Source organism: Pseudomonas sp. AMR01, assembly GCF_041946035.1.
GTDB classification, from domain to species: Bacteria; Pseudomonadota; Gammaproteobacteria; order Pseudomonadales; family Pseudomonadaceae; genus Aquipseudomonas; species Aquipseudomonas antarctica_B.
The window spans coordinates 1-26,188 of record NZ_JAUTYR010000035.1 but is presented as its reverse complement, the minus strand read 5'-3'; the positions used below and the strand labels follow the sequence as shown (position 1 = coordinate 26,188).

Annotated in this window: 25 protein-coding genes and 3 pseudogenes; 15 read left to right on the top strand and 13 right to left on the bottom strand. The window is 59.4% G+C overall.

Annotated elements, in window-relative coordinates:
- Positions 1-107: 107 nt before the first annotated feature.
- Entirely contained in the window at positions 108-1,319 is a 1,212-nt protein-coding gene (alaC, locus tag Q7C20_RS22275; RefSeq protein WP_375070257.1) for an alanine transaminase, read from the top strand.
- Between the two features lie 153 nt (positions 1,320-1,472).
- On the opposite strand, the gene Q7C20_RS22270 is transcribed toward alaC, so the two are convergent.
- Both Q7C20_RS22270 and Q7C20_RS22265 read right to left on the bottom strand, forming a co-directional pair.
- Entirely contained in the window at positions 1,473-2,825 is a 1,353-nt protein-coding gene (locus Q7C20_RS22270) for a GntP family permease (RefSeq protein WP_348057843.1), read from the bottom strand.
- An 84-nt stretch (positions 2,826-2,909) separates the two neighbouring features.
- A complete protein-coding gene (locus Q7C20_RS22265; protein ID WP_176998014.1) occupies positions 2,910-3,443 on the bottom strand; it encodes a gluconokinase in 534 nt (177 codons plus the stop codon).
- A 212-nt stretch (positions 3,444-3,655) separates the two neighbouring features.
- On the opposite strand from Q7C20_RS22265, the gene Q7C20_RS22260 reads away from it, so the two are divergent.
- The 6 genes from Q7C20_RS22260 to Q7C20_RS22235 all read left to right on the top strand — a co-directional run bounded on the left by Q7C20_RS22260 (position 3,656) and on the right by Q7C20_RS22235 (position 9,106).
- Positions 3,656-4,687, top strand: a complete 1,032-nt coding sequence (locus Q7C20_RS22260; protein WP_375070297.1) for a LacI family DNA-binding transcriptional regulator — start codon at positions 3,656-3,658, stop codon at positions 4,685-4,687.
- Between the two features lie 407 nt (positions 4,688-5,094).
- Positions 5,095-5,328: a DUF6124 family protein gene (locus Q7C20_RS22255; RefSeq protein WP_375070254.1), complete on the top strand. Its 234-nt coding sequence runs from the start codon at positions 5,095-5,097 to the stop codon at positions 5,326-5,328.
- Positions 5,329-5,519: 191 nt separating this feature from the next.
- Positions 5,520-6,152 carry a glutathione S-transferase family protein gene (locus Q7C20_RS22250; RefSeq protein ID WP_375070252.1) on the top strand — a complete coding sequence of 211 codons (633 nt, stop codon included), beginning with the start codon at positions 5,520-5,522 and terminating at the stop codon, positions 6,150-6,152.
- A gap of 16 nt (positions 6,153-6,168) precedes the next feature.
- The gene (locus tag Q7C20_RS22245; protein ID WP_375070251.1) at positions 6,169-6,906 is read left to right on the top strand and encodes an NAD-dependent epimerase/dehydratase family protein; all 738 of its coding nucleotides are present in this window, start codon (positions 6,169-6,171) and stop codon (positions 6,904-6,906) included.
- 141 nt (positions 6,907-7,047) lie between these two features.
- Positions 7,048-8,463 (top strand): MFS transporter, encoded by a 1,416-nt coding sequence (locus Q7C20_RS22240; protein WP_375070249.1) that lies wholly within the window; start codon positions 7,048-7,050, stop codon positions 8,461-8,463.
- Between the two features lie 133 nt (positions 8,464-8,596).
- Entirely contained in the window at positions 8,597-9,106 is a 510-nt protein-coding gene (locus Q7C20_RS22235) for a hypothetical protein (protein ID WP_375070247.1), read from the top strand.
- Between the two features lie 164 nt (positions 9,107-9,270).
- Here Q7C20_RS22235 and Q7C20_RS22230 read toward each other — a convergent pair.
- The 3 genes and pseudogenes from Q7C20_RS22230 to Q7C20_RS22220 form a co-directional block, all read right to left on the bottom strand.
- Positions 9,271-9,687 (bottom strand): annotated as a pseudogene (locus tag Q7C20_RS22230) (methyl-accepting chemotaxis protein); the annotation flags it as partial.
- Positions 9,688-9,813: 126 nt separating this feature from the next.
- Positions 9,814-10,485, bottom strand: a pseudogene (locus Q7C20_RS22225) (PAS domain-containing protein); the annotation flags it as partial.
- 273 nt (positions 10,486-10,758) lie between these two features.
- Positions 10,759-11,628, bottom strand: coding sequence for a LysR family transcriptional regulator (locus Q7C20_RS22220; protein ID WP_375070245.1), 870 nt, complete (start codon positions 11,626-11,628; stop codon positions 10,759-10,761).
- Positions 11,629-11,724: 96 nt separating this feature from the next.
- Here Q7C20_RS22220 and gstA point away from each other — a divergent pair, with 96 nt between their 5' ends.
- The gene (gene gstA, locus Q7C20_RS22215; protein ID WP_375070243.1) at positions 11,725-12,327 is read left to right on the top strand and encodes a glutathione transferase GstA; all 603 of its coding nucleotides are present in this window, start codon (positions 11,725-11,727) and stop codon (positions 12,325-12,327) included.
- 261 nt (positions 12,328-12,588) lie between these two features.
- Here the strand turns inward: gstA and Q7C20_RS22210 are convergent, their stop codons facing one another.
- Complete coding sequence (locus Q7C20_RS22210) at positions 12,589-13,518, bottom strand: aliphatic sulfonate ABC transporter substrate-binding protein (RefSeq protein ID WP_348057827.1); 930 nt, start codon at positions 13,516-13,518, stop codon at positions 12,589-12,591.
- A 106-nt stretch (positions 13,519-13,624) separates the two neighbouring features.
- Positions 13,625-13,834: pseudogene (locus Q7C20_RS22205) on the bottom strand (RNA polymerase subunit sigma); the annotation flags it as partial.
- A 622-nt stretch (positions 13,835-14,456) separates the two neighbouring features.
- Here Q7C20_RS22205 and Q7C20_RS22200 point away from each other — a divergent pair.
- Positions 14,457-14,894 carry a GNAT family N-acetyltransferase gene (locus Q7C20_RS22200; protein ID WP_375070241.1) on the top strand — a complete coding sequence of 146 codons (438 nt, stop codon included), beginning with the start codon at positions 14,457-14,459 and terminating at the stop codon, positions 14,892-14,894.
- A gap of 59 nt (positions 14,895-14,953) precedes the next feature.
- Positions 14,954-15,772, top strand: a complete 819-nt coding sequence (locus Q7C20_RS22195) for a class I SAM-dependent methyltransferase (RefSeq protein WP_375070239.1) — start codon at positions 14,954-14,956, stop codon at positions 15,770-15,772.
- A 72-nt stretch (positions 15,773-15,844) separates the two neighbouring features.
- On the opposite strand, the gene def is transcribed toward Q7C20_RS22195, so the two are convergent.
- The 3 genes from def to Q7C20_RS22180 all read right to left on the bottom strand — a co-directional run bounded on the left by def (position 15,845) and on the right by Q7C20_RS22180 (position 17,702).
- Positions 15,845-16,384: a peptide deformylase gene (def, locus tag Q7C20_RS22190; RefSeq protein ID WP_348057821.1), complete on the bottom strand. Its 540-nt coding sequence runs from the start codon at positions 16,382-16,384 to the stop codon at positions 15,845-15,847.
- 3 nt (positions 16,385-16,387) lie between these two features.
- A complete protein-coding gene (locus Q7C20_RS22185; RefSeq protein ID WP_348057819.1) occupies positions 16,388-17,338 on the bottom strand; it encodes a YihY/virulence factor BrkB family protein in 951 nt (316 codons plus the stop codon).
- 178 nt (positions 17,339-17,516) lie between these two features.
- Positions 17,517-17,702, bottom strand: coding sequence for a CsbD family protein (locus Q7C20_RS22180; RefSeq protein ID WP_375070236.1), 186 nt, complete (start codon positions 17,700-17,702; stop codon positions 17,517-17,519).
- Positions 17,703-17,900: 198 nt separating this feature from the next.
- Between Q7C20_RS22180 and Q7C20_RS22175 the strand changes: the two genes are divergently transcribed.
- Positions 17,901-18,278 (top strand): hypothetical protein, encoded by a 378-nt coding sequence (locus Q7C20_RS22175; protein WP_348057815.1) that lies wholly within the window; start codon positions 17,901-17,903, stop codon positions 18,276-18,278.
- Between the two features lie 174 nt (positions 18,279-18,452).
- Here the strand turns inward: Q7C20_RS22175 and fadD1 are convergent, their stop codons facing one another.
- On the bottom strand, positions 18,453-20,144 hold the full coding sequence (fadD1, locus tag Q7C20_RS22170) for a long-chain-fatty-acid--CoA ligase FadD1 (protein WP_375070234.1): 1,692 nt from the start codon (positions 20,142-20,144) through the stop codon (positions 18,453-18,455).
- A 383-nt stretch (positions 20,145-20,527) separates the two neighbouring features.
- Positions 20,528-22,216 (bottom strand): long-chain-fatty-acid--CoA ligase FadD2, encoded by a 1,689-nt coding sequence (gene fadD2, locus Q7C20_RS22165; RefSeq protein ID WP_375070232.1) that lies wholly within the window; start codon positions 22,214-22,216, stop codon positions 20,528-20,530.
- Between the two features lie 209 nt (positions 22,217-22,425).
- Between fadD2 and Q7C20_RS22160 the strand changes: the two genes are divergently transcribed.
- Both Q7C20_RS22160 and Q7C20_RS22155 read left to right on the top strand, forming a co-directional pair.
- Positions 22,426-23,370, top strand: coding sequence for an alpha/beta hydrolase (locus Q7C20_RS22160; protein WP_375070230.1), 945 nt, complete (start codon positions 22,426-22,428; stop codon positions 23,368-23,370).
- A gap of 58 nt (positions 23,371-23,428) precedes the next feature.
- A complete protein-coding gene (locus tag Q7C20_RS22155; RefSeq protein ID WP_348057807.1) occupies positions 23,429-23,899 on the top strand; it encodes a MaoC family dehydratase in 471 nt (156 codons plus the stop codon).
- A gap of 57 nt (positions 23,900-23,956) precedes the next feature.
- On the opposite strand, the gene Q7C20_RS22150 is transcribed toward Q7C20_RS22155, so the two are convergent.
- The gene (locus Q7C20_RS22150) at positions 23,957-24,424 is read right to left on the bottom strand and encodes a PA2169 family four-helix-bundle protein (protein ID WP_375070228.1); all 468 of its coding nucleotides are present in this window, start codon (positions 24,422-24,424) and stop codon (positions 23,957-23,959) included.
- A gap of 205 nt (positions 24,425-24,629) precedes the next feature.
- Between Q7C20_RS22150 and Q7C20_RS22145 the strand changes: the two genes are divergently transcribed.
- Positions 24,630-24,866 carry a DUF3820 family protein gene (locus Q7C20_RS22145; protein WP_010208204.1) on the top strand — a complete coding sequence of 79 codons (237 nt, stop codon included), beginning with the start codon at positions 24,630-24,632 and terminating at the stop codon, positions 24,864-24,866.
- A 14-nt stretch (positions 24,867-24,880) separates the two neighbouring features.
- Positions 24,881-26,056, top strand: a complete 1,176-nt coding sequence (locus Q7C20_RS22140) for an aminotransferase class V-fold PLP-dependent enzyme (protein ID WP_375070226.1) — start codon at positions 24,881-24,883, stop codon at positions 26,054-26,056.
- The last annotated feature ends 132 nt before the right edge of the window (positions 26,057-26,188 follow it).

Sequence of the window (26,188 nt, the reverse complement as noted above, 5' to 3'; positions counted from 1 at the left end):
CATCTGGACAACTGGCCATCATCGACCGTATTGTCTGCTCCGCAGGCCACCGCAGTGGCCGACGTCGCTCGGACGGTTCCGGGCGCTTACGTACTCTCGAGGCAACAATGGCCGACCAAGGTTTGCCGCGCCGCTTTGCGCGCATAGATCGACTCCCCCCTTACGTTTTTAATATCACTGCCGAGCTGAAGATGGCTGCGCGTCGGCGCGGCGAAGACATCATCGACTTGAGCATGGGTAACCCTGACGGCCCGACTCCACCGCATATCGTGGAAAAAATGGTCACCGTCGCCCAGCGTGAAGACACCCACGGCTACTCCACCTCCAAAGGCATTCCGCGTCTGCGCCGGGCGATTTCGCGCTGGTACAAAGACCGTTATGAGGTGGACATCGACCCGGAAACCGAGGCCATCGTGACCATCGGATCCAAGGAAGGCCTAGCGCATTTGATGCTGGCCACCCTGGACCAGGGCGACACCGTCTTGGTGCCCAACCCCAGCTACCCGATTCACATCTACGGTGCCGTGATTGCCGGCGCCCAGGTGCGTTCGGTGCCGTTGATCCCTGGCGTGGACTTCTTTGCCGAGCTGGAACGGGCGATTCGCGGCTCGATTCCCAAGCCGAAAATGATGATTCTGGGCTTCCCGTCCAACCCCACCGCGCAGTGCGTGGAGCTGGATTTCTTCGAACGCGTGATTGCGCTGGCCAAGCAATACGACGTGCTGGTGGTGCACGACCTGGCCTACGCCGACATCGTCTATGACGGCTGGAAAGCCCCGTCGATCATGCAGGTGCCGGGCGCCAAGGACATTGCGGTGGAATTTTTCACCCTGTCCAAAAGCTACAACATGGCGGGCTGGCGCATTGGCTTCATGGTCGGCAACCCGGAACTGGTCAACGCCCTGGCGCGGATCAAGAGTTACCACGACTACGGCACCTTCACCCCGCTGCAGGTTGCGGCTATTGCGGCGCTGGAAGGCGACCAACAGTGCGTGAAGGACATCGCCGAGCAGTATCGCCAGCGACGTAATGTTTTGGTGAAAGGCCTGCATGAGCTGGGCTGGATGGTCGAGAACCCGAAGGCGTCGATGTACGTCTGGGCGAAGATTCCCGAAGCGTACGCCGCCATGGGTTCGCTGGAATTTGCCAAGAAACTGCTGCTGGAAGCGAAGGTGTGTGTGTCGCCGGGGATTGGTTTCGGGGAGTACGGCGATGATCACGTGCGCTTTGCGCTGATCGAAAACCAGGACCGGATTCGCCAGGCCGTGCGCGGGATTCGCGGGATGTTTCGGGCGGATGGTTTGGTTAGCAAAGCCTGACCATTAACCACCTGAAAAAACCCAATTAATGTGGGAGCTGGCTTGCCTGCGATGCAGACACCTCGGTGTTTCAGATGTACCGAGGTGATGCTATCGCAGGCAAGCCAGCTCCCACATTTGGCACGGTTCCCACAGTAGTTCAGGCGGTGTGGCTTACACCACCAACGACAGCAACATGATAAAGATCAGCGCCACCACCGACAGAATGGTCTCCATCGCCGTCCAGGTCTTGAACGTCTCGACCACGGTCATGTTGAAGTACTGCTTCACCAGCCAGAACCCCGCATCGTTGACGTGAGACAGCACCAACGAGCCCGCCCCCGTCGCCAACACCAGCAGTTCACGGTTAACCCCCGGAATCATCCCCACCACCGGCACCACAATGCCCGCGCCGGTAATGGTCGCCACGGTGGCCGAACCGGTCGCCACACGAATCACCGCCGCCACCAGCCACGCCAGCAAAATCGGGTTGATTTGCGCGTTCACCGCCATATGGCCGATCACGTCACCCACGCCGCTGGTTACCAGCATCTGCTTGAAACCACCACCGGCTCCGATGATCAGGATGATCGCGGCGGTTGGCGCAAGGCTGGCGTCGAGCAGCTTGAGGATTTGCTTGGAGTGAATGCCCTGGCGATGGCCGAAGGTGTACAGCGACAGCAACAACGCCAGCAGCAGTGCGGTGATCGGGTGGCCGATCATGTCCATCCAGTTGCGAATGGCGTGGCCGTCCGGCAGCGCGACGTCAGCGAAGGTTTTGAGCAGCATCAGGAACACCGGCAACAGCACGGTGATCAGGGTGATGCTGAAGCTTGGCAGGTTCTTGTTTTCTGTCTCGCGGGCCAGTTGGTCGACCAGTTCCTGGGACGGGTTGCCCGGGATGTACTTGGCGATAAACGTACCGAAGATCGGGCCGGCAATGATGGCGGTCGGCAGGGCAACGATCAGGCCGTACAGAATGGTCTTGCCGATGTCCGCGCCAAACACGCCGATGGCCAGCAGCGGGCCCGGGTGCGGTGGCACCAGGCCGTGGACTGCCGAAAGACCGGCGAGCAACGGGATACCGATCTTGATCAGCGACACGCCGGTGCGGCGCGCGACGATAAACACCAGCGGAATCAGCAACACAAAGCCGATCTCGAAGAACAGCGGAATGCCCACCAGGAACGCGGCGAACATCATGGCCCACTGGACTTTCTCTTTGCCGAAGGCGCGGATCAGGGTCTGGGCGATCTGATCGGCGCCGCCGGATTCAGCCATCATTTTGCCGAGCATCGTGCCCAGCGCGAGGATGATGCCGACAAAGCCGAGCACTCCGCCGAAGCCGTCCTGGAACGCCTTGATGATCTTGTCCACGGGCATGCCCGAGGTCAGGCCGAGAAAGCCGGCCGCGATGATCAGTGCAATGAACGGATGCACCTTGAACTTGGTGATCAAAAAGATCAGCCCGATGATTGTGACCACTGCGTCTAGCAGCAGGTAGGACTCGTGGGACATGCCAAACATGGGGGGTCTCTCCTGTTTGTTGTTGTTATTAAAGCCGGTGTTGAATTTTTCGCCGGGGATAGCGCTATCTTTTCCGGCAAAAAATTAATGGGTTGGTTCAAAGCCGTGTTGCAGCCACCAGGCATTGGTTTGCTCGGCCAGCTCCTCAACGCTGTCTTCGCTGGCGTTCAAAGCCAGGGTCAGCGGCTCGCCCACGGGCGATTCAAGGGTGGCGAACTGGCTGTCGATCAGGCTTGCCGGCATGAAATGGCCGGGGCGATGGGACACACGGTCAGCGGCGACGGCACGGGTCAGCTCCAGAAACACAAAACCCAGGCCCGGCGCAGCTTCGCGCAGGTGGTCGCGGTATTTCTTTTTCAGGGCGGAACAGGTGAGCACCGGGTGTTCGCCGGCTTTTAGCGAACGGCGCAGTTCATCGCAGAGGATGTCGAGCCAGCCGGCGCGGTCGTCGTCGTTAAGGGGGTGGCCGGCGCTCATCTTTTCGATGTTCGCGGCGGGGTGAAAGCTGTCGCCTTCAATGGCGGTGGCGCCGTTGAGGCGGCACAGGGCTTCGCTGACGCTGGACTTGCCACAGCCGGAAACACCCATGATGACTAGGGCAGTAACAGGTTGACTCATGAAACACCTCAGGACGCAGATAGCGCTACCTTTGCACGCTGTAAGGCTAGTGCAAAAACAGGCTTTTCCCGCGCCGTCTTGTCATTTTTATGGAGTGACGCGTGCATCCGCTCCAATCATTTGAACGGGATCAGGCAACCCAACGTTCAAGCATTTGCAGCCATTTGGAGACAGCGCTACCTTAGTGCCTCGATTTTTGTTTGGCAAGCCGCCTGATGACCTCCAAGAACGATAAAAAATTGCGCACCACGGGTCGCCCGACCCTTAACGAAGTTGCCCGCTTGGCCGGCGTCAGCCCGATTACCGCCTCCCGCGCCTTGCGTGGCATCAACACCGTAGCCACCGAACTGGTGGAAAAAGTGCAGCGGGCCGCTGCCGAACTGAACTACGTGGTCAACCCTGCCGCCCGCGCGTTGGCGTCGGCGCAGAGCCATTCAGTGGTGGTGATCGTGCCGTCGCTGTCCAACCTGTTGTTTATCGAAACGCTGGAAGCCATCCACCAAGTGCTGCGGCCCAAGGGCTTTGAAGTGCTGATCGGCAACTCCCATTATTCGCGCGACGAAGAAGAAAACCTGCTGCGCAACTACATGGCTTATCAGCCACGCGGCTTGCTGTTGACCGGGTTTGACCGCACCGAAAGCGCACGACGGATGGTCGAGGCCAGCCATGTTCCCTGCGTGTACATGATGGACCTAGACCCGAATGCCGGAGTGAACTGCGTAGGGTTCTCGCAGTTGAACGCCGGGGAGACGGCGGCAGCGCATTTGCTGTCCCGTGGGCGCAAGCGCCTGGCGTATATCGGCGCGCAGCTGGACCAGCGCACCTTGCTGCGCGGTGAGGGTTTCCGCCGCGCATTGCAGCAGGCGGGCATGTATGACCCGGCGCTGGAATTGCTGACGCCGCGCCCGTCGTCCGTGGGTTTGGGCGGCGAGTTGTTCTTGCAGTTGCTGGCGGCGCATCCGGATGTGGATGCCATCTTCTTTGGTAACGATGACCTGGCCCATGGCGCGCTGCTGGAAGCGCTGCGCCATGGCATCAACGTGCCGGAACGCGTGGCGGTGCTGGGGTTTAACGACTTGCCGGCGTCATCCTTTATGGTGCCGCGCTTGAGCAGCATCAGCACACCGCGTGAAGCGATCGGGCGCAGGTCGGCGGAGCATTTGTTGACGATCATGGCCGGCAACAAAATCGCCAAGCCGGTGGTGGATATGGGGTTTGAGTTGCAAGTGCGCGAGAGCACGTAGCGCAAACACCGCGATTCTAAAGACCTGCTCGGTTAAACAGGTGGGAGCTGGCTTGCCTGCTCCCACATTTTTGACACTGCGCGCTTGAACTGTAGGACGTCTGTAGGACCCGGCTGACATTGGGGTAAGCGCCTTGCCCCGTTGCCTACGCTTACGTCAGAATCGGCCGGCTTGTGCGCTTGGGTCGGGGGCCACTAAGGTTGGCCGGTCGCCGAATTTCTCGGTGATCGGGTTTAGTAGCCTGAATGTCCCCACACTATATGCATAAGCCATCATGGTGGCTGTGCGTAGGGCGCCTTCGGGCGCGCCGGGTTTGTGTGGGATTACCGGTCTACTAACCTGCGTGCAGCTGCCACCCAATCGTTTAGTAGCGAAAAGGGTGAAGGCACAAGTCAGGTACTTCAACTATGCAAAGCGTCAATCCCCCGAATACGCTCTTCACCGTCATCCCCGATACCCCTACCGAAACCCTGCTGATCAACGGCTACGAAGCGGTATCTTCCGTCACCACATTATTACTTGACCTGTCCGACGACCTCACAGGCAAACAGCGCGATGTCGCCTTGGCGATTCATCAATTAAGCGAGCTGAGCGTACTGCTGGTCGGCCAGGCCATGGATCAGCAAACACCGCGAATCTAAAGCCCTGCTCGGTTAAACAGGTGGGAGCTGGCTTGCCTGCGATGGCGGTGAGCCAGCTAACACTTCATTGCCTGACACACTGCCATCGCAGGCAAGCCAGCTCCCACATTTTTGACCCTGCCCGCTTGGAAGCATCGCCGTGGCTGGCGGCCCCTGTTAGATTGGCTGCTCTCCCCCGCAAGGAAAGCACCATGGGACATTCTCTGAAAATCTTGGGTCGCACTTCTTCCATCAACGTGCGAAAAGTCTTGTGGACGTGCCAGGAACTGGGCATCGACTACACCCGCGAAGACTGGGGCATTGGCTTCAAGCCCACTCAATCGCCTGAATTTCTGGCCCTGAACCCCAACGCTCAGGTGCCGGTGTTGATCGACGATCACGGCGTGCTGTGGGAATCCAACACCATCTGCCGCTACCTCGTCGGTCTTTACCAGCGCTACGACCTGCTTCCCGCCGAACCTGCGCCACGCGCGCGGGTCGAGCAATGGGTGGACTGGCAAGCCGTCGAGCTCAATCGCGCCTGGGGCGACGCCTTTACCGCGCTGGTGCGCAACAATCCGAACGGCCTCGACGCGGCGCAGATTGCCGCCGCCGTAAAGCAGTGGAACGACAAAATGGGCCTGTTGGAACAGCAGTTGGCGAACACCGGCGCCTATGTTGCCGGCGACGAGTTCACCCTGGCCGATATCCTCATTGGCCTCTCGGTGCACCGCTGGCAAAACACACCCATGGAGCGCCCGCCCTACCCCGCCATCGCGGCGTATTACGCGCGCCTCAGCGGGCGCCCCGGCTTTAAAACATTCGCCCTCGACGGCCATAACTAACAACAAGGATTTCACCGTGAAAGGACTCAACGTATTACTCACCGGCGCCTGCGGCAGAATCGGCAAGACGTTTTTCGACGCCTCAAGAGACCGCTACCGCTTCACCCTCACCGACCGTATCGCACCGGATTTCGCCCTCGGCGAGCACCGTTTCATCAGCGCCGACCTCAGCGATAAAACTGCGCTGGCCGCCTTGCTCGAAGGCATCGACGTGGTCGTGCACCTGTCGGGCATCCCCCACGCCAGCGCCTCGTTCGACGAACTGCTGCCGAACAACATTCTCGCCACCACCTACCTGTTCGAAGCCGCCGTGGCCGCCGGCGTGCAACGCGTGGTGTTCGCCAGCAGCGCGCAAACCATCGAGGGTTACCCGGTAGACCGGCAGATCACGCCCGGCATGCCGGTAATGCCCGCCAACCTGTATGGCGTAAGCAAATGCTACGGCGAGGCACTGTGTGGTTACTACGCGGCGAAAACCGCGCTGTCGACGATTGCCCTGCGCATCGGCGCCTTCGAATTCCCCGAAACCCACGACCTCAACAATGCGCGCGACCTCAGCGCCTGGCTCAGCCCGCGTGACGCGGTGCAGCTGTTGCAACGTTCGGTGGAGGCCGAGGGCGTGAAACACTTGATCGCCCATGGTATTTCCAATAATCGTTTCAAGCGCCTGGACCTCAGCGAAACCACGCGGGTGCTGGGCTATCAGCCAGTGGATGACGCCTTCCAGACCTTCGACATTCCCGTCACCGACTGAGACCCTGCGCCATAAAACCTTGGAACCTGAGGTTTTGGCGCAATAAATCGGCGAATGTGTGGCCGGCCGCACGCAATTTCACAAGCGCCGATTTCCGTTAGCCCGCTAAGATCCCAGGTCACCGCCCCTGGAATTCGCCCCATGTCGACTCTTACCGCCTCAAATACCGACGGCATCGACCCGGTTCGCGCCGCCCATATCAGTGCACGCATCGACCGCCTGCCGGCCGTCGCCACGATCTGGCGCCTGGTGGCGCTGCTCTCGATCGGTGGTTTTTTCGAGCTGTATGACCTGTTCCAGACCGCCTACATCAGCCCAGGCTTAATCAGCGACGGGATTTTCCACACCGGCAGCGAGGGCGTGTTCGGCTTCTCCGACCAGGCGGCGTTTGCCTCGGCGACCTTCCTCGGCCTGTTCCTCGGCGCCAGCCTGCTCAGCCCCATCGCCGACCGTTTCGGGCGCCGGGCGATCTTCACCTTTGCGTTGATCTGGTACACGGTAGCCACGGTGCTGATGGGCATTCAGACCTCGGCGCTGGGCATCATCTGCATGCGCTTTCTGGTGGGCATTGGGCTGGGCATCGAACTGGTGACCATCGACGCCTACCTCTCGGAACTGGTGCCCAAGCGCATGCGCAGTTCGGCGTTTGCCTTTGCGTTTTTTATCCAGTTTCTGTCGGTGCCAGCGGTGGCGTTGATGTCGTGGTGGCTGGTGCCCCAGGCGCCGTTCGGCATTTCCGGCTGGCGCCTGGTGGTGTTGAGCAGTGCGGTGTTTGCGCTGTTTATCTGGCAACTGCGCAAGCGCTTACCGGAGTCGCCGCGCTGGCTGGCACAAAAAGGCCGCTTCGATGAGGCCGGCAACATTCTGGACACGATTGAGGAACGCTGCCAAAAGGATCACGGCAAGCCGCTGGATGATCCGGAACCGGAAGCCATCAGCGTGCAAGGCAGCGGGCGTTTTGCCGATATCTGGCAACCGCCCTACCGTCGCCGCGCGTTGATGCTGATCGTGTTTCATGTGTTCCAGGCCATCGGCTTTTTCGGCTTCGGCAATTGGCTGCCGGCGTTGCTGTCGGGCCAGGGCGTCAGCGTGACCCACAGTTTGCTCTACGCCTTCATTATCACCCTCGCCTACCCGCTGGGGCCGTTGCTGTTTGTAAAGGTGGCCAACCGCTTCGAAAACAAATGGCAGATCGTCGGCTCGGCCATGGGCGCGATGATTTTCGGCAGCCTGTTCGCTCTGCAAACCACGGCGGTGGGGCTGGTGATTTGCGGGGTAATGATCACCTTCTGCAACGCCTGGCTGAGCTTCAGTTACCACTCCTACCAGAGCGAACTGTTCCCCACCAACATCCGCGCGCGGGCGGTGGGGTTTTGCTATTCGTTCAGCCGTTTGTCCACGGTGTTCAGCAGCCTGTTGATCGGTTTTATCCTCGAACACCTGGGCACGCCGGGGGTGTTGGCGTTTATCGCCAGCAGCATGTTGATCGTGATGATTACCATCAGTTGGTTCGGGCCGCGCACGCGTAACCTGGCGCTGGAAAACATCGCCGACTGACGGCAACGGTTCGCCGCTGGCGGGACAACTGTTGCCGCGGCGGCGGCGCCATCCCCAATAAAACCGGGGGCATCACCTTCGGCATGCTAATTGCTCCACCTGTGGGACCGAACCTATCCGCAGGTGAATGATCATGCTGGTTAACAACAATCCCCAGGCCCAGGCGACGATCCAACAGCTCAAGCGCTCCGACATGGACCCGGCCAACGCCGCCGCCAGCGCGCTCTACAGCGGCGCCGCGCAAGCTGCGCAGCAAAGCGTCACCGTGCCGACTGCACAGACCGACCTGAACAAGGCCAACGACCGCGTCGACGAAGCCTTCGCCAAGACCCGCGTGCAGTTGCAAGCGAGCACAACGGCCACCGCGCCGACCACGGGTTTACCGGCCACCGATTCCACCAGCGGCACCGCGCGCGCTGAGTTCACTGAGTTCATGAATAAATCCCCGGCCGAACGCATCCGCGAGCAATTGCTCAAGGAGCAGGGTTTGACCGAAGCGCAAGTGCAGGCGATGCCGCAGGATAAGCAGGACGCTATTTCCAAGGAAGTGGCTGATCGGGTGAAGCAGCAGGCCCAGCAGCAGGTAGCGGCAAAAGCCACTGACCCTGCGCAGTCGGTGAAAGAAACCCTGGCGGCGATCTAACAGACACCACTGAACCAATGTGAACGCTGGCTTGTGTGGGAGCTGGCTTGCCTGCGATAGGATCAACTCGGTTTACCTGATACACCGAGGTGCCTGCATCGCAGGCAAGCCAGCTCCCACACAAGCCAGCTCCCACAGAGGCAGGTTTCACATTAAGCGTGTGTTTACTGCAGTTGCAGGGTGGAGTTGAACTGACTGATCGCATCCACCACATGCCGTGACCCTTGCTGAATCTCCAGGATCACCTGCCCCGCCTCGTTCGCCAACTCCACCCCCAGCCCCGTGCGGGTCAGGCTCGACTGCATGCTCGACACCGCACTCACCGACAGGTCGTGGTTCCTGCGCACCACGTCGACAATCTCCACCGTGGCCTGGCTGGTACGCGCCGCCAGGCTGCGCACCTCATCGGCCACCACCGCAAACCCGCGCCCGTGTTCACCGGCCCGCGCGGCTTCGATGGCCGCATTGAGCGCGAGCATGTTGGTTTGCTCGGCAATGCTGCGGATGGTCTGCACCATAGAGCCAATGATGTCCGACTGCTTGCTCACCGCATCGATGCTCTGCGCAGCCTCGTTCAGGTCGTGGGAAATTTCTTCGATGATCTGCACGGTTTGCTGCACAACCTCCGAGCCCTTGCGCGCGCAAGCGTCGTTTTGTACCGAGGTGGCGTGGGCCGAGTCGGCGGCAGTGCGCAGGGTGGTGACTTGGTCGGTGATGTCACTGGCGAATTTCACGACTTTGTACAGACGCCCGTTGGCGTCGAAGATCGGGTTGTAGGACGCTTCCAGAAACAGGGTTTTGCCGTACTTATTCTTGCGTTCAAACCGGTGTGAGTGGTATTCGCCGCGATTCAGCGAGGCCCAAAACTCCTTGTACGCCGGTGACTCAACCTCGGCGCGGGGGCAGAACAGGCTGTGGTGCTGGCCGATGATTTCTTCGCGAGAGTACTGCACGGTGCGCAGGAAATTGTCGTTGCCGTTGAGGATTTGGCCTTGCGGGCTGAACTCGATCACCGCCATGGAGCGGCTAATGGCGTCGATCAGGCTCTGGTTTTCATGTTCGTGGTGCACGCGCGCGGAAATATCCGACGCCACTTTGATCACACTTTGCACCTGATGGTTGCTGTCCAGCACTGGCATATAGCTGGCTTCAAGCCACACTTCTTCGCCGCGTTTGTTCAGGCGCGTGAAGGTGCCACTGAGCGACTCGCCCCGCGCCAGGTCGCGCCACAGCGTGGTATAGGCCTCGGTTTGGGTGTAGGCCTCGTCACAAAAGATTCGATGATGCTGGCCGCGAATTTCCTCGACGTTGTAACCCATGGCGTTGCAGAAATTGTCGTTGGCATCGAGGATCACACCGTTGCGGTCGAACTCGATCATTGCCATGGAACGGCCGATGGCGGCGATTTTGGCATTGGCTTCGGTAAGGGCGCAGGAGAAACGCTGGATTTCTTGCAGGTCGAATTTGCGCTGGCGGTTAAACATGGTCAGATCACCCTTGATTCCCGGCGCCCGAAAGGCGCATTCCATTCAATTGTTGGTTAGTGCTGGCAAACCTTCATGGGGAAATAACCATCCGAAACGCTTTTATACGCCAAACGTAATCATCGGTTCTGGGTGAGCATAGACAGGGCTTGGCGCTATGCAAGGCCACTAGTCAGCCAGCATTTTTAGCAATGCATTGACCGCCGCAGATGGCGCACGGCTGGGTGAGCCGACCAAAGCAAACTCGCGGTGCAACGGCACCGTCAGCGGCATGACGCGCAGGCCATTGCGCTGGGCTGGCAAGGCCATTTCCGGCACCAATGTAACGCCGACGCCTTCGCGCACCAGGCTGTAGGCGCTGTTCCATTCGCGCACTTCCACGCGGACATCGCGCAGCGTCAGCCCTGCCGCCGCTCCCAGGCTGCGCGCGTTGGCGGTGCAGCCGCCGGTGGCGAGGACGAAGGGTTGTTCCAGCAGCTCGGCCAGCGTCACCGTCGCATCAAACGGGCGCTGTGCGAGAGGATGGCTGACGGGCAGCACCGCCATCCAGAAGTCACGGCCCAACACCGTAGCGTTGCGCTCGGGCTTGGGGTTAAGGACCACGCCGAGGTCGATCAGCTCGGCGTCGAGCAAGGTGTGCACTTCGCTGTCGGTGACGTCCAGGGTGGTGACCTCGATACCCGGATTCAACTGACGGAAGCGCTGCAACAGCGGCGTCAGAAACGTCGCCAACACCATGGGGAAACTGGCGATGCGAATGCTCCCACGCAGCAAGGGCCGCGCTTCATCCACGGTGGCGCGAATGCTCTGTAGCGCCGCCATCATCACCCGCGCCTGCTCGATCACGCTTAGCCCCAGCGCAGTGGGCAACGTCTTGCGCGGTTCGCGGGTAAACAGTTGCGCACCCAGCGTGGCTTCCATGGACGCCATGGCCTGACTGGCAGCGGACTGGGTCATGCCCACCCGCTCGGCGGCGGCGGTAATGCTGCCGTGATCGGCCACGGCCACCAGCAGGCGCCAGTGCATCAGGTTCATCATGGCAGTAGCTGTCCTTATGGATAGGGTCTGAAGGTTTAATTTTACGCACGGTGCCATGGCCGTGAGACTGGCGCAAATCCTACCGAGTAGCCCTAGATGAAACTGTATTTCTCCCCACACGCCTGTTCCCTCGCCCCGCATATCGCGTTGCGGGAACTGGGCGTGCCATTTGAGCTGGTGCAGGTGGATAACCAGGCGAAAACCACCGCCGATGGCCAGGATTTCCTGCAGATCAACCCCAAGGGTTACGTGGCGGCGCTGCAGCTGGATAACGGTCAGGTACTGACGGAGGCGAGTGCGATCTTGCAATACCTGGCCGATTTGAAGCCGCAAGCAGGGTTGGCGCCGGTGAATGGCAGCTGGGAGCGTGTGCGGTTGCAGGAGTGGTTGAATTTTATCGCCAGTGAAATTCATGGCGGGTTGGCGGTTTTCTTTAATGACGCGATTCAGGGTGACGTGCGGGCGATGTTCCTGGCCACGTTATTCAAGCGTTTTGCGATTCTGGTGCGCACGCTCGAGAAGCAGGATTATTTGTTGGGTGAGCAGTATTCGGTGGCTGATGCGTATTTGTTCGTGGTGCTGCGCTGGGCGGCGTTTCACGCGATTGACCTGGGAGAATGGCCGGCGTTGGCGGCGTTTCAGCAAAGAGTGGGGGAACGGTCAGCTGTAGCCGCTGCACTGGCCGCCGAGGCCGGCTGACCTGCAATTCACTTAGGCGGCGGGCTTGTCGTGGCGAGCGGGCTTGCCCCGCGTTGGGCTGCGAAGCAGCCCCATTCAAGACCACCCTGCTTTTCCAGATGTACCTAGGTGAATGGTTTTAGGGCTGCTTCGCAGCCCAACGCGGGGCAAGCCCGCTCGCCACGACAAGCCCGCTCGCCACAACAAGCCCGTTCATCTCAACAAGCCAGCTCATCCACAACACGTCAGTTCATCCTCAAGAAGCCCGCTCGCCACATACACTCACGGGCCCTTGAACACTATCTGCTGCACATCGACCTTCTTCGGGATCAGGCCGTTGGCGAAAAACAGGTCGGCCGTGCGCTGCTGGTTGGCCACATCCACGGCTTCCAGAGGGCGGATCGGCGCGGGCGAGCGGTGTTCGAAGTAGCTTTTCACCACCGCAGGTTGCAGGCCGAGGGTCTTGGCCATCAAGGCGATGCTCTGCTCCGGCTGGTCGAGGGACAGGCGCTGGGCCTTGGCCAGGGTCTTGATAATGGTGGCGATGGCCTGGGGGTGCTGTTTGGCAAACGGGCTGTTGACCACGAAGAAACTGCCGGCCGGGTTGAGGCCCTGGCCGTCTCCCAACACACGGGCAGCCCCGTCAACCACGGCGGCCGAGTAGTACGGGTCCCACACCACCCAAGCATCGACTTTGCCCTGCTCAAACGCGGCACGCCCGTCGGACGGCGACAGGTACACCACGTTCACGTCCTTCCACTGCAAACCGGCGCGCAGCAGGCTCTTGAGGAACAGGTTGTGCGCGCTGGAGCCTTTGAGCAGTGCCACGCGTTTGCCCTTGAGTTCGGCCACGCTCTGGATCGTGCTGGCTTTTGGCACCAGTACCGCTTCGGTCTTGCCGTCGTTGGGCTCCACAGCGAAGTACTGCAAATCAATGCCGGCGGCCTGGGCGAAGATCGGCGGAATGTCGCCGATATTGCCGATGTCCAGGCTGCCGCCGTTCAGCGCTTCGATCAGCGGCGGCCCGCCGAGGAATTCGACCCACTGCACTTGAGTGCCGGGCAGTGCCTCTTCAAAGAGTTTGTGCTCACGGGCGAGCACCATGCTCACCGAGCTTTTCTGGTAGCCGATGCGCAATGTGCCGGGGTCAGCCGCTGATGCCAGGCCAGAAAACACCATTGAAGCCAGGATCGTGCTGAAAAACTTAAGCATATCTACCACCTCTGATCGTTCATCGGTTACAGGCCTGCCTCGACGCTGGCCGCCACGTCCGCCAGCGCCCAGCGACTTGGCGCGGCGGCTCACGCTTCTCGCCCATCTGCGCGAGGGTGGTGTTGAGCAAGGCGCGGGGCTGGCGGATGGGCGTCAGACTCGGCGAGTTCAGCAACTGGGCGAAGGTGGCGGCGGCGATGTCTTCGGCGTGCGCACGGGAATCAACGTGGCGGTGCAGACGGCTGCACAGCCAGTCGTAATGACTGCGGAATAATCCGCCCACGTAACCGTGGTGAGAAATGTCGGCGCCGGACATGGTGGCTCCCTCTGAGTAGGCTGCGCGTTATGTCCGGTGTTCCGGTGGGGGCGATCCTAGCAAGACCGTTTATTCTTTAATAATATTTAAAAGGCATTTTTATATAACTTAAAGCATGCCGGGGAGGACCTCGCGCAGGCCGAGATTTTCGGCCGGCTATATCTGGCTGATACCGGCGAATACTGTGCCTGTGGCGAGCGGGCTTGTCGAATCGTCGCACCGCCCGCGTTGGGCTGCGCAGCGGCCCCAAAACCAGCGGCCGAGGAGTATCTGACTCACCGCATTTTTCCTTTCTAGGGCCGCTGCGCAGCCCAACGCGGGGCAAGCCCGCTCGCCACAGGGACAGTGTTCGCCCTTAACGGGCTGGTAAAACCCTGAAAGGGCGGGTTCTAAGCGTCTAACTCAGTGACCGAAAAGGCCGGTCTCGGACTTTTTGGTTTTCTTGTCGGCGCGTTTTTCATCGGCGGTCTTTGCCGGTTTTTTCTTCGCGGCTTTCTTTGAATCCATACCTTTGGCCATGATGCGTGCTCCACTGAAAGGGGATGTAGCACTGGGTATACCACCTATTGCCCGCCAGAAGGCGCTTATAATCCGCGGCCCTCGATTACGTTTGCTGAACCTCATGCCCGAGCTGAATATTGAACTGCTGGCAGAGCCGTTGTGGCCGCTGCTGAACAAGTTTTATCGCCACCACCATTCGTCGATGAAAGCGCTCAAGGGCGGGCGTTTGTGGGTAGCTCGGGAGAGTGAGATTGTGGCCGGGTTGTGCCTGACGCCCGTGGTGGGCGGGCAGTGGTTGACCGGGGTGTTCGTGGCCCCGGCGTATCGCGGCCAGGGGTTGGCGGCGCGCTTGATTCTTCAGGCCGTGGCGTCGTGCGAAGGGACGGTATGGTTGCTGTGCCATCCCGACCTGGAAGCGTTGTATCAACGCATGGGGTTCACGCAAGACACGCTGTTGCCACAATCGCTGAGCGAGCGGCTGGTGCGCTACAAGCGCAACAAGCCGATGATCGCGATGGGCTTAGACCGTTTGGTGAGGTCGACTGTGGATAATGTGTGATCAGCCCGCGCAGGGCACGTGCTAGCCTCAATCGCACCGTGGCCCCTTCCAGGACGATCATGAAAAGCACACTTGCAGCGCTGTCCCTCACCGCCCTCCTCTTCCCGGCCTTGAGCCAGGCAGCCGACGCCCCGATCAGCGCGCAGCAATATGCCAGCGTGCTCGCCGGCAGTTGGCGCGACCCGGCCAACAGCGCCCGCGACGGCTATCGCCACCCGCAGCAGACTCTGGAATTCTTTGGCCTGGGCGCCCGGCAGCGCGTTCTTGAAATAACACCCGGCGGCGGTTGGTACAGCGAAGTGCTGGCGCCGTTGCTCAAGGATCACGGGCACTACATTGCCGCCGTACAAGCCGCCAGCAGCAGCGCTTACGCGGCGACCTCCGAAGCCAACCTGAAAAAGAAATTCGCCGCCGACCCAGTGCGTTATGGCAAAGCCGAGGTGGTCGAGTTTGACCCCAAGGCCCCGGTGTTCGGCAAACCCGATTCGGTGGACGCCGTACTGACCTTTCGCAATGTGCATAACTGGGTGGACGCCGGCACCGCACCGGCCACGTTCAGCGCGTTTTACACGGTGCTCAAACCCGGTGGCGTGCTGGGCGTGGAAGATCACCGAGCCAAGGATGGGGCGGATCTGGCGGCGATCAAGAACAGCGGTTACCTGACCACCGCGCAAGTGGTGAAGCTCGCGACGGATGCCGGGTTCAAACTGGCCGGGCAGAGTGAGGTGAATGCAAACCCGAAGGACACCAAGGATTACCCGGGAGGGGTGTGGACGTTGCCGCCGTCGCTCAAGCTTGGGGAGCAGGATAAGGCCAGGTACCTGGCGATTGGGGAGTCGGACCGGATGACGTTGCGGTTCGTTAAACCTGCCAAATAAGCCGATTCAACCCAAAACAACTGTGGGAGCTGGCAAGCCAGCTCCCACAGTTGTTTTGGGTGTGTCAGAGGGTTACTCGTCCGCCGCGGGATCCATTTCCGGGAACATCACTTCGATATACCCGAACTTGCTGAAGTCGGTGATCCGCGACGGGTACAACCGACCAATCAGGTGATCACACTCATGCTGCACCACCCGCGCATGAAAACCCTCGGCAATCCGCGTGATCGGCTCGCCTTTGGGATCAAACCCTTCGTAGCGAATTTCCTGATACCGGTCCACCGCCCCGCGCAAGCCGGGCACGGACAGGCAACCTTCATAACCCTCTTCCATCACTGGGCTCAGCGGCGTAATCAGCGGGTTGATCAGGATGGTCTGCGGCACCGGCGGCGCATCCGGGTAGCGCTCGCTGGCCTCAAAACCAAAAATCACCAGTTGCAGGTCAACGCCAATCTGCGGTGCGGCCAAGCCTACGCCGCCCACGTGTTCCATGGTCTGGAACATGTCATCAATCAATTGCCACAGCTCGGGGCTGTCGAACATTTCCGGCGGAACCGGCGGTGCAATTCGCAGCAGGCGCTCATCGCCCATTTTCAGGATTTCACGGATCATCGATCAGGCTTCGTCAGTGGTGGGCTTGGAGTGGTCACGGCCTAGGCCGGAGACGTGCTGTTTTTCATCTGTGCCGGCGTGCTCATCGAACTCCTTTTCACCAGGGTCCTTGCCTTCGGCCGACATGTGTTCGATCACCGCGTTCATCTCAGCCCCCAGCAGCAACACGGCGGCAGAAATATAGAAGTACAGGAGCAGGACGATGATCGCGCCGATACTGCCATACATGGCGTTGTAATCGGCAAAGGTTTTGACGTAATAACCGAAGCCCAGGGAGGCGACGATCCACACCACCACGGCCAGTACCGAGCCTGGGGTGATGAAGCGAAATTTCTGCTCGACGTCGGGCATCACGTAATACATGAGGGCCACGGCGAACATCAGCAAAATCACGATCAGCGGCCAGCGCACGATGGTCCACAGGGTGACCACGAATTCCTGCATACCAATCTGCCCGGCCAGCCATTCCATGACCTGCGGGCCGAGTACCATCAGCGCAGCAGCGGCGAGCAGCATGCCGGCGATGCCGATGGTGTAGAACACCGACAGCGGGAAACGCTTCCAGATCGGTCGGCCTTCAACCACGTCGTAGGCGGCGTTCATCGCGCTCATCATCAACCGCACACCCGCGGACGCAGTCCACAGCGCGATCACGATACCCACCGAGAGCAAGCCACCCTTGGATTGCTGTAGCTGGTCGATCACCGGGTTGACCTGCTCCAGCGCCTGGGGCGGCAATACCAGTTCCGACTGCAGACGCAACCAGCTGAAAAAGTCCGGCAGGTGCAGGAAACCGATCAACGCAATCAGGAACAGCAGGAAGGGAAACAGCGAGAACAGCATTTGGTAGGCCAGCGCCGAAGCGTACGTGGGCATCTCGTCATCGAGAAACTCGGTGACGGTGCGCACCAGCACTTTATGGAGCTTGAGGCCTTGTAAAACCGGAAAAATCATAGCGTCTCCTTTCGCCGCAAAAGGTAGAGTTTGTGGGCGACTCAGGGGCCGTTTTCTACATCAAGGTAGCCTATTTGGCGACCTTGAAACAATTTCGAACTTTAACCGCATCAGGTGACACAAAAACGGCCATCCGTGGATGGCCGTTTGGCTGCTGAAACCAGCCAGCGAATCAGGGTTACTTGGTCGCTTTTTTTACCGCGTCCTTGGTGTCACCCACCGCTTTTTCGACTTCGCCTTTCTTTTCCTGCACTACGCCTTCTGCGCGCAGTTTGTCGTTGCCGGTGACTTTACCAACGCCTTGCTTAATGTTGCCGACCAGCTCGTCCTTCAAACCTTTTGCCTTATCCGATGTGCTGCTCATGGTATTTCTCCTGGAACAATCGATGGTTTTTGGTCATTACGTAACGATTGACCCAAGGCATTTGCGCAGAGTTTCAATTATTTTCAGCGAGCATTTCATCGCCATGAACAGGTTTGGCTTTATGTTTTGCGGCCAACCCACGAGAATGCGCGGCACATTCAGGCTATAACGCTGAATAACAGATCCCGTAGGAAGGTTATGAAACTCAATAAAGCACAGGCTATCGCCCGCAGAAACCTGGAACTGGGCGGTGCCGTACTCGGCATGAACAACTGCCACTTCACGGACCTGGACCGCAAACGCAACATCTGGTGGTTCGACCTGCCGGTGGGCCGTATTTCGGTGGGCCAGTACGAGTGGCTTCACTTGTTGATGCACAACGCCGAGACCGACCAGTTGCTGCACCTGAAGGTGCCAACGGCGTTTATGCGCGAAAAGCTTGAAGGCTTGGTGGTGCGCAACGCGGGCAAGCGCAGCCCGGAAATCACCCTGGAGCTGAGTGCAGACAAGGATTCGTTCCTGAAGGATGTGCGCCCGGCGGGTGCGGGTGTGAGTTTCGCGCAGTTCGCCCTGTAACAATTCGGTTAAACCTGTGGGAGCGAGATTGCTCGCGAACGCGGTGGTTCAGCCAGTAAATCTTTATCTGACCCACCGCATTCGCGAGCAAGCCCGCTCCCACATGGGACTGCATTTCAAATCGGCTAATCAGCAAGTCGTAAAAAACCCCGCATTCGCGGGGTTTTTTTCGGTTTACTTTTTAAGACCGAGCTTCTTCAACTCTTCATCCCGCAATTCACGGCGCAGGATCTTGCCCACGTTGGTGGTCGGCAATGCATCGCGGAACTCCACGGCCTTGGCCACCTTGTAGCCGGTGACGTTGGCGCGCATGTGTTCCATCACCTGGTTTTTGGTGAGGGTGGCGCCTGGCTTGACCACGATGAAAATCTTGATGTGTTCCCCGGACTTTTCGTCCGGCACGCCGATGGCTGCACACTGCAACACGCCCGGCAGGGTCGCCAGCACGTCTTCGAGTTCGTTGGGGTAGACGTTGAAACCGGAGACCAGAATCATGTCTTTCTTGCGATCCACGATACGCATGTAGCCGTCCGGCTGGATGATCGCGATGTCGCCGGTCTTCAGCCAGCCGTCGCTGTCGAGCATCTCGGCGGTGGCGTCTTCGCGCTGCCAGTAGCCCTTCATGACTTGCGGGCCCTTGATGCACAGTTCACCGACTTCGCCCAGCGGCAGCTCGGTGCCGTCATCCGCGATGACTTTGCACAGGGTCGAGGGCACCGGGATACCGATGGTGCCGATCTGGGTGTGCTGGATCGGGTTGACGCTGGCCACCGGGCTGGTTTCGGTCATGCCATAGCCTTCGCAGATGCCACAGCCCGTTACGTCTTTCCAGCGTTCAGCGGCCGCCAGTTGCAGGGCCATGCCGCCCGAGAGGGTGACTTTGAGCGCGGAGAAGTCCAGCTTGCGGAAGCCTTCGTTATTGCACAGCGCCACGAACAACGTGTTGAGGCCGACAAAACCGCTGAACTTCCACTTCGACAGTTCCTTGACCATCGCCGGCAGGTCGCGCGGGTTGCTGATCAGGATGTTGTGGTTGCCGATCAGCATCATCGCCATGCAATGAAAGGTGAACGCATAGATGTGATACAGCGGCAGCGGCGTGATCAGGATCTCGCAGCCTTCGTTGAGGTTGGAGCCCATCAGCGCCTTGCACTGCAGCATGTTGGCGACGAGGTTACGGTGGGTGAGCATCGCGCCCTTGGCAACGCCCGTGGTACCGCCGGTGTATTGCAACACGGCGACATCGCCGCTGGCCGGGCTGGCATCGTTGACCGGCTGGCCGTGACCCTTGGCCAGCACGTCGTTGAACTTGATGGCGTTGGGCAAGTGGTACGCCGGGACCATTTTTTTCACGTACTTGATGACGCTGTTGATCAGCAAGCGCTTGAGCGGCGGCAACAGGTCGGCGACTTCGGTGATGATCACGTGCTTGACGGCGGTCTTGGGCACGACCTTTTCCGCCAGATGCGCCATGTTGGCCAGGCACACAAGGGCTTTGGCGCCGGAGTCGTTGAATTGGTGTTCCATTTCCCGCGCGGTGTACAGCGGGTTGGTGTTGACCACGATCAGGCCGGCTCGGATAGCACCGAACACAGCGACCGGGTATTGCAGGACGTTGGGCAGTTGCACGGCGATTCGATCGCCTGGCTTCAAGTCGGTGTGCTGTTGCAGGTACGCGGCGAAGGCACCGGACAATTCGTACAATTCACCGTAGGTGATCGTTTTGCCCAGGTTGCTGAAAGCCGGTTTGTCGGCGAAGCGCTGGCAGGACTGTTTCAGTACCGCCTGAATATTTGGATACTCGTCTGGATTGATGTTTGCAGCAATCCCGGCGGGGTACTTATCCTTCCAAAAGTCTTCGTTCATGGAAGCCCACTCCTCAGCGACGCGAATTCATCATCGCATTTGATGCGATTATTATTGGTGTATGTTTTTTTAGGTGAATCTGGCGCTTTCAAGCAGGCCGAGACGTCACAAAGCGCGCCGAGAGTAGCAGCTTTGCCAAGGGCCGCCTAGAGCCAAAAGAGGGCTCTACAGTCATAAACATGACTGTCCTACAATATTTGGTCACACTTTAAATAGCAGTAAATTCACCCAGCAAAAGGCTCTGGAATGGGACTTACAGGGCGATTAACAACAATGTGGGAGCTGGCTTGCCTGCGATGGCGGTCTATCAGTCGATACATCCGGTGACTGAAAGATAGCTATCGCAGGCAAGCCAGCTCCCACATTTTTAACGGCGTTTTATGTCAGGCGATGTCGCGCAATTCCCTGCGCAAAATCTTGCCTACCGGCGTCATCGGCAACGAGTCCCGCAACACAATATGCTTGGGCACTTTGTACCCGGTGAAGTTGGTCTTGCAGTACGCCTTCAACTCTTCAAGGCTCACGCCCTGGGCGCGCGCCACCACGAACAGCTTCACCGCCTCCCCCGTGCGGTCATCCGGCACGCCGATCACGGCGCAGTTGGCCACGGCCGGGTGCGCCATCACCACCTCCTCGATCTCGTTGGGGTACACGTTGAAACCCGAGACGATGATCAGGTCTTTCTTGCGGTCGACGATGCTCACGAAGCCGTCGGTGTCGATCACCGCGATGTCACCGGTCTTGAGCCAGCCCTCGGCGTCGAGGGTTTCGGCGGTGGCAACCGGTTGCTGCCAGTAGCCCTTCATCACTTGCGGGCCCTTGATGCACAGCTCGCCCCGCTCGCCCAACGGCAACTCGCGCCCTTCGTCATCAATGACTTTCATCGCCGTACCCGGTACCGGAATGCCCACCGTGCCCAAACGCGATTTGCTGCCATACGGGTTGGTACTCGCCACCGGTGACGTTTCCGTCAGGCCGTAACCTTCGCCGATGGAGCAACCGGTCAGCGTCTTCCAGCGCTCGGCGGTGGCCTTGACCAACGCGGTGCCGCCGGAGTTGGTGATCTTGAGGTGGGAGAAATCCAGGGTCTTAAACTGTGGATGATCCATCAGCGCCACAAACAGCGTGTTCAGCCCAAGCAGGGCAGAGAACCGCCACTTTTTCAGCTCCTTGATAAAGCCGCCGATGTCGCGCGGGTTGGTGATCAGCACGTTGTGGTTGCCGCTCACCATCATGCACATGCAGTTCGCTGTGAAGGCGTAGATGTGGTACAGCGGCAGCGGCGCAATCATCACCTCCTGCCCTTCCTTCATCAGCGGCTGGCCGTCATCGCCGACCTGGGACATGCACGCCCGCGCCTGCTGCATATTGGCCACGAGGTTGCCGTGGGTCAGCATCGCGCCCTTGGCCAAGCCGGTAGTGCCGCCGGTGTATTGCAGCACGGCGATGTCGTCCAGTGTTACAGGATGCCGGGTCAGCCCGAGGCCTGCGCCCATGCGCAAAGCGCGCTTGAACGACAAGGCGCGTGGCAGGCTGTAGGCCGGGACCATTTTCTTGACCTTGTCGACCACGGTATTGATCAGCCAGCCTTTGGCGGCGGGCATCAAGTCGCCCATTTTGGCTTCGATCAGGTAGTCGATCTCGGTGTCGGCGCATACTTCCTGCACCCGTGAACCGAACAGGTTGAGGTAGACCAGCGCCCGCACGCCGGCGTCCTTGAACTGGTGCCGCATTTCACGCGGGGTGTAGAGCGGGTTGGTATTGACCACGATCAGCCCGGCGCGCAATGCGCCAAACACGGCAATCGGGTAATGCAGCACGTTGGGCATCTGTACCGCGATGCGCTCGCCCGGCTTGAGGTCGGTGTGGTTTTGCAGGTAGCCGGCGAACGCCGCACTCTGGCGCTCAAGCTCGGCGTAAGTCAGGGTGATGCCCATGTTGCTGAACGCCGGACGGTCGGCAAAGGCCTTGCAGGAACGCTCGAAAACTTCGATCACCGACGTGTAAGTGCTCAGGTCGATGTCGCTGGGAACGCCAGGGGCGCGTTTGTCATTCCAGAAATCAGGTTGCATTATTCTTGTCCTCTTACCTGAGTGTGTCCGGCCGCTTTTCTGTAGCGATAAAAAGCGGAGCTTCGAGGACGTTAGCAGCTATAACCAAACAGGCAAATACACTCGACTGTGTCATTTATTGTATGAATCTTGCTCCCAACGTGTAGGCAGATACCCCAGCCCCTGGCCGATGCGCATACACTGCAACGACCCCGAGCAAAGGAAGCGCCATGAACCACAGCACCTTCTGGCTGACCGCGAATGACCGCAGCCGCCTGTACGTCAATCAATGGCTGCCGCAAGGCCCGGCCAGGGCGATGATCATGCTGTCCCATGGCATGGCCGAGCACAGCGGCCGCTACGGGCGCCTGGCTGCAGCGTTGTGTGGCGCAGGGTTCGGTGTGTACGCGCTGGACCAGCGGGGCCATGGCCGCACCGCCGACGAAGGTACCCTGGGGCTGTATGCCGAAAAGGATGGCTGGAGCAAAGTGGTCGGCGACCTGGCCAGCCTTAACCAACACATCGCGCATCAACAGCCCGGGCTGCCGATCATCCTGCTCGGCCACAGCATGGGCAGCTATATTGCCCAGGCCTACCTGTTGCACCACAGCGCGAGCTTGAATGGCGCGATTCTCAGCGGTTCGAATTTCCAACCGGTGGCGCTGTACCGTGCGGCGCGGGTGATTGCGCGCCTTGAACGGGCGCGCCAGGGTATGCGCGGGCGCAGTGCGTTGATCGACTTTCTGTCGTTCGGCTCATTCAACAAGGCGTTCAAACCCAACCGCACAGCGTTTGACTGGCTCAGCCGCGACCCTGCCGAAGTCGATAACTACATCAACGACCCGCTCTGCGGCTTTCGCTGCACCAACCAGCTGTGGGTCGACCTGCTCGGCGGCTTGCAGCAAATCAGCAAAGCGTCCAATCTCGCCCAGATTGATCCGGGCCTGCCGATCCTGGTGATCGGCGGCGAATGTGATCCGGTGAGTGAGGGCAAGCGTCTCAACAGCCTGACCCACGCGCTGCGTGGCGCTGGCTGCCAACACGTGCAGTTGAACCTTTACCCGCAGGCGCGACACGAACTGTTCAACGAAACCAACCGCGATGCCGTTACTGCGGATGTGCTGACGTGGCTCGACCAGGCTCTGACGCTGCGCAGGCCGGCCCACTGCGAATAACTAATTCGTTTAAAATCAGATTATTACATTACCGTTTAGCCACAGGATGCACCTTTAGATGACTCAGGTTACCAACACCCCGTACGAAGCCCTCGAAGTCGGCCAAACCGCAAGCTTCAGCAAAACCGTCGAAGAGCGTGACATCCAGCTATTCGCCGCCATGTCCGGCGATCACAACCCGGTGCACCTGGATGCCGAGTACGCCAAGGCGACCATTTTCAGAGAGCGTATCGCCCACGGCATGTTCAGCGGCGCGTTGATCAGCGCGGCGGTAGCCTGCGAGTTGCCCGGGCCGGGCACCATCTACATCGGTCAGCAGATGAGCTTTCAGAAGCCGGTAAAAATTGGCGACACCCTGACGGTACGTCTGGAAATCCTCGAGAAACTGCCGAAGTTTCGCGTGCGCATTGCCACCCGCGTGTTCAACCAGCGTGATGAGTTGGTCGTAGACGGCGAAGCGGAAATTCTGGCACCGCGCAAACAGCAGGTTGTGACGTTGACCGAGTTGCCACCGATCAGCATCGGCTGATTACCGGTTGCAAAAAAAAGCCCCGCATCTGCGGGGCTTTTTCTATTCAGCTACGGCTCAAGACTGAGCGCGAGCCTGGTTACGCAGGGCTTTAACCTGGTCGTGGTTGCGTTGTACGCCGTGGAACTGACGCTCAACCAGGTCACGAATGCCCAGCAGGTTGTGCTTGTTGATCTTCTCGATCGCTTCTTTGTAAGCCTTCAGTGCGTGGTCTTCACCGCGCTCGGCTTCGTTCAGGACGGCTTCTTCGTCTTTACCGGTAACCATCGACTTCACGTCGACCCAACCACGGTGCAGAGCACCGGCGACGCTGCCGGAATCTTCCGGATCGCCACCCAGGGCACGCACGGCGGTTTTCAGTTCAGCGGCAGCGGTTGCGCAGTCAGCGGAACGTTTGGCGAACAGTGCTTTGAGCTCAACGTTCTTGATATCTTCGGCGCACTCTTTGAAGCCTTTCTGACCGTCAATGCTGGTCTCGATCAGGTCGTTCAGCACGGAGATGGATTCTTTATTGATGTCAGTCATTTTTCAATTTCCTTATGCGGGTTAGAAGGTTGACTTAATGATTGCAGCGCCCGTGCCAGGTTTTTAAAAATTTATTTATCGTTTATTTTCAACAACTTAAGAATTATTGAACCATCTGTATCTACGTAATTTGCATGATCTGTCATTTGGCCTTCATGCAGAATGCCTGTATTTTCGAAGGCTTAGACTTAACTGCTTGAAGCCCATGAACCCCGAAAAACTCGAACTGCTGATTACCCGCGAAATGCCCTTTGGCAAATACAAAGGCCGGATCATCGCCGACCTGCCTGGCCCCTACCTGAACTGGTTCGCCCGCGAAGGTTTCCCCCACGGCGAACTGGGTGGCTTGCTGGCATTGATGCAGGAAATCGACAGCAATGGCCTGTCCGAACTGCTGGAACCCCTGCGCGCCAAACACGGCAAACCTGCCCCTCGCCACTAAACAAGAGCCGCGCCATGCTACGGAATGCAAACAACGAACGTCATTGGCAAGCCATCGCCCAGCGCTATGAACTCGAGCCCGGCCCGATCAATCTGGAAAACGGCTACTTCGGGCGCATGAGCCGCGACGTAAGGGCGCAGTACCTGGAGCACGTTGCGTTTATCAACCGCAGTAATTCAGTCTACGTGCGCCAGCGCTTCGAGCAGGGCGAGAACGTCGAGGTCCGTCGGCAACTGGCCGAGTTGATCGACGTGGACCCTGACTCGGTGGCCTTCACCCGCAATGCCACCGAGGCCTTGCAGTCGTTGATCCGCAATTACAACGGCCTGCGACCGGGCGACCAGGTGCTGATCAGTGACCTGGAGTACGACACGGTCAAGGGCGCCATGCGCTGGTTGGCGGGCGTTCGTGGTGTGGAGGTGATTGAACTGTCCCACGTGCACCCGGCCAGTTTCGACAGCCTGGTGCAGGCTTATCGCGATGCTTTTGTGCGCTATCCGCGCCTGAAATTGATGGCGCTGACCCATGTTACCCATCGCACCGGGCTGGTGATGCCGGTTGAGGCAATCGCCCGGGCAGCACGGGAGCATGGGGTGGATGTGATCCTTGATGGGGCCCATGCGTTGGGGCAGATCGAGTTCAACCTGCCCGAGTTGGGTATCCAGTTTGCCGGTTTTAATCTGCACAAATGGATCGGTGCGCCGTTGACGTTGGGCTTTCTGTATATAGCGACGGAGCGCTTGGCGGATATCGACCCGGACATGGGTGAGTTTCACTACCCGGCCAGCGATGTGCGTGCGCGGACGTCGTACAGCACGCCGAATTTTCCTGCGCTGATGACGTTGCCGTTGGTGTTTGAAGAGCATCGCGCGTTGGGGGGGTCAGCGGCCAAGGGCGCGCGGGTGAATTACCTGCGGGATTTGTGGGTGAGTCAGGTGCGGCCGTTACCGGGGGTTGAGGTGCTGACGCCGGATGATCCGCGGTTGTATTGCGGGATTACGGCGTTCAAGTTTGTTGGGCGGGATCAGCAGGCGATGGCTGACTGCTTGCTGCGCGATTACGATGTGTTTACCACTACGCGTGTTGGGGCGGCGTTTGGCAGTTGTATTCGGGTGACGCCGGGGTTGGTGACGTCGGCTGGGGATATCGGTGTGTTGGTCAGGGCTGTTACTGAGTTGAGCTTGGGTTAGGCGCGCTGGTGGGTTGTGGGTGTGTATATCCGTTGCTGCGGTAACGGCTGCTTATGGTTCCGCTCTTACAGCGGCTCACTTTTGGAAAGACCCAAAAGTAAGCAAAAGGTCTTCGCCCCACCACTCGGCACC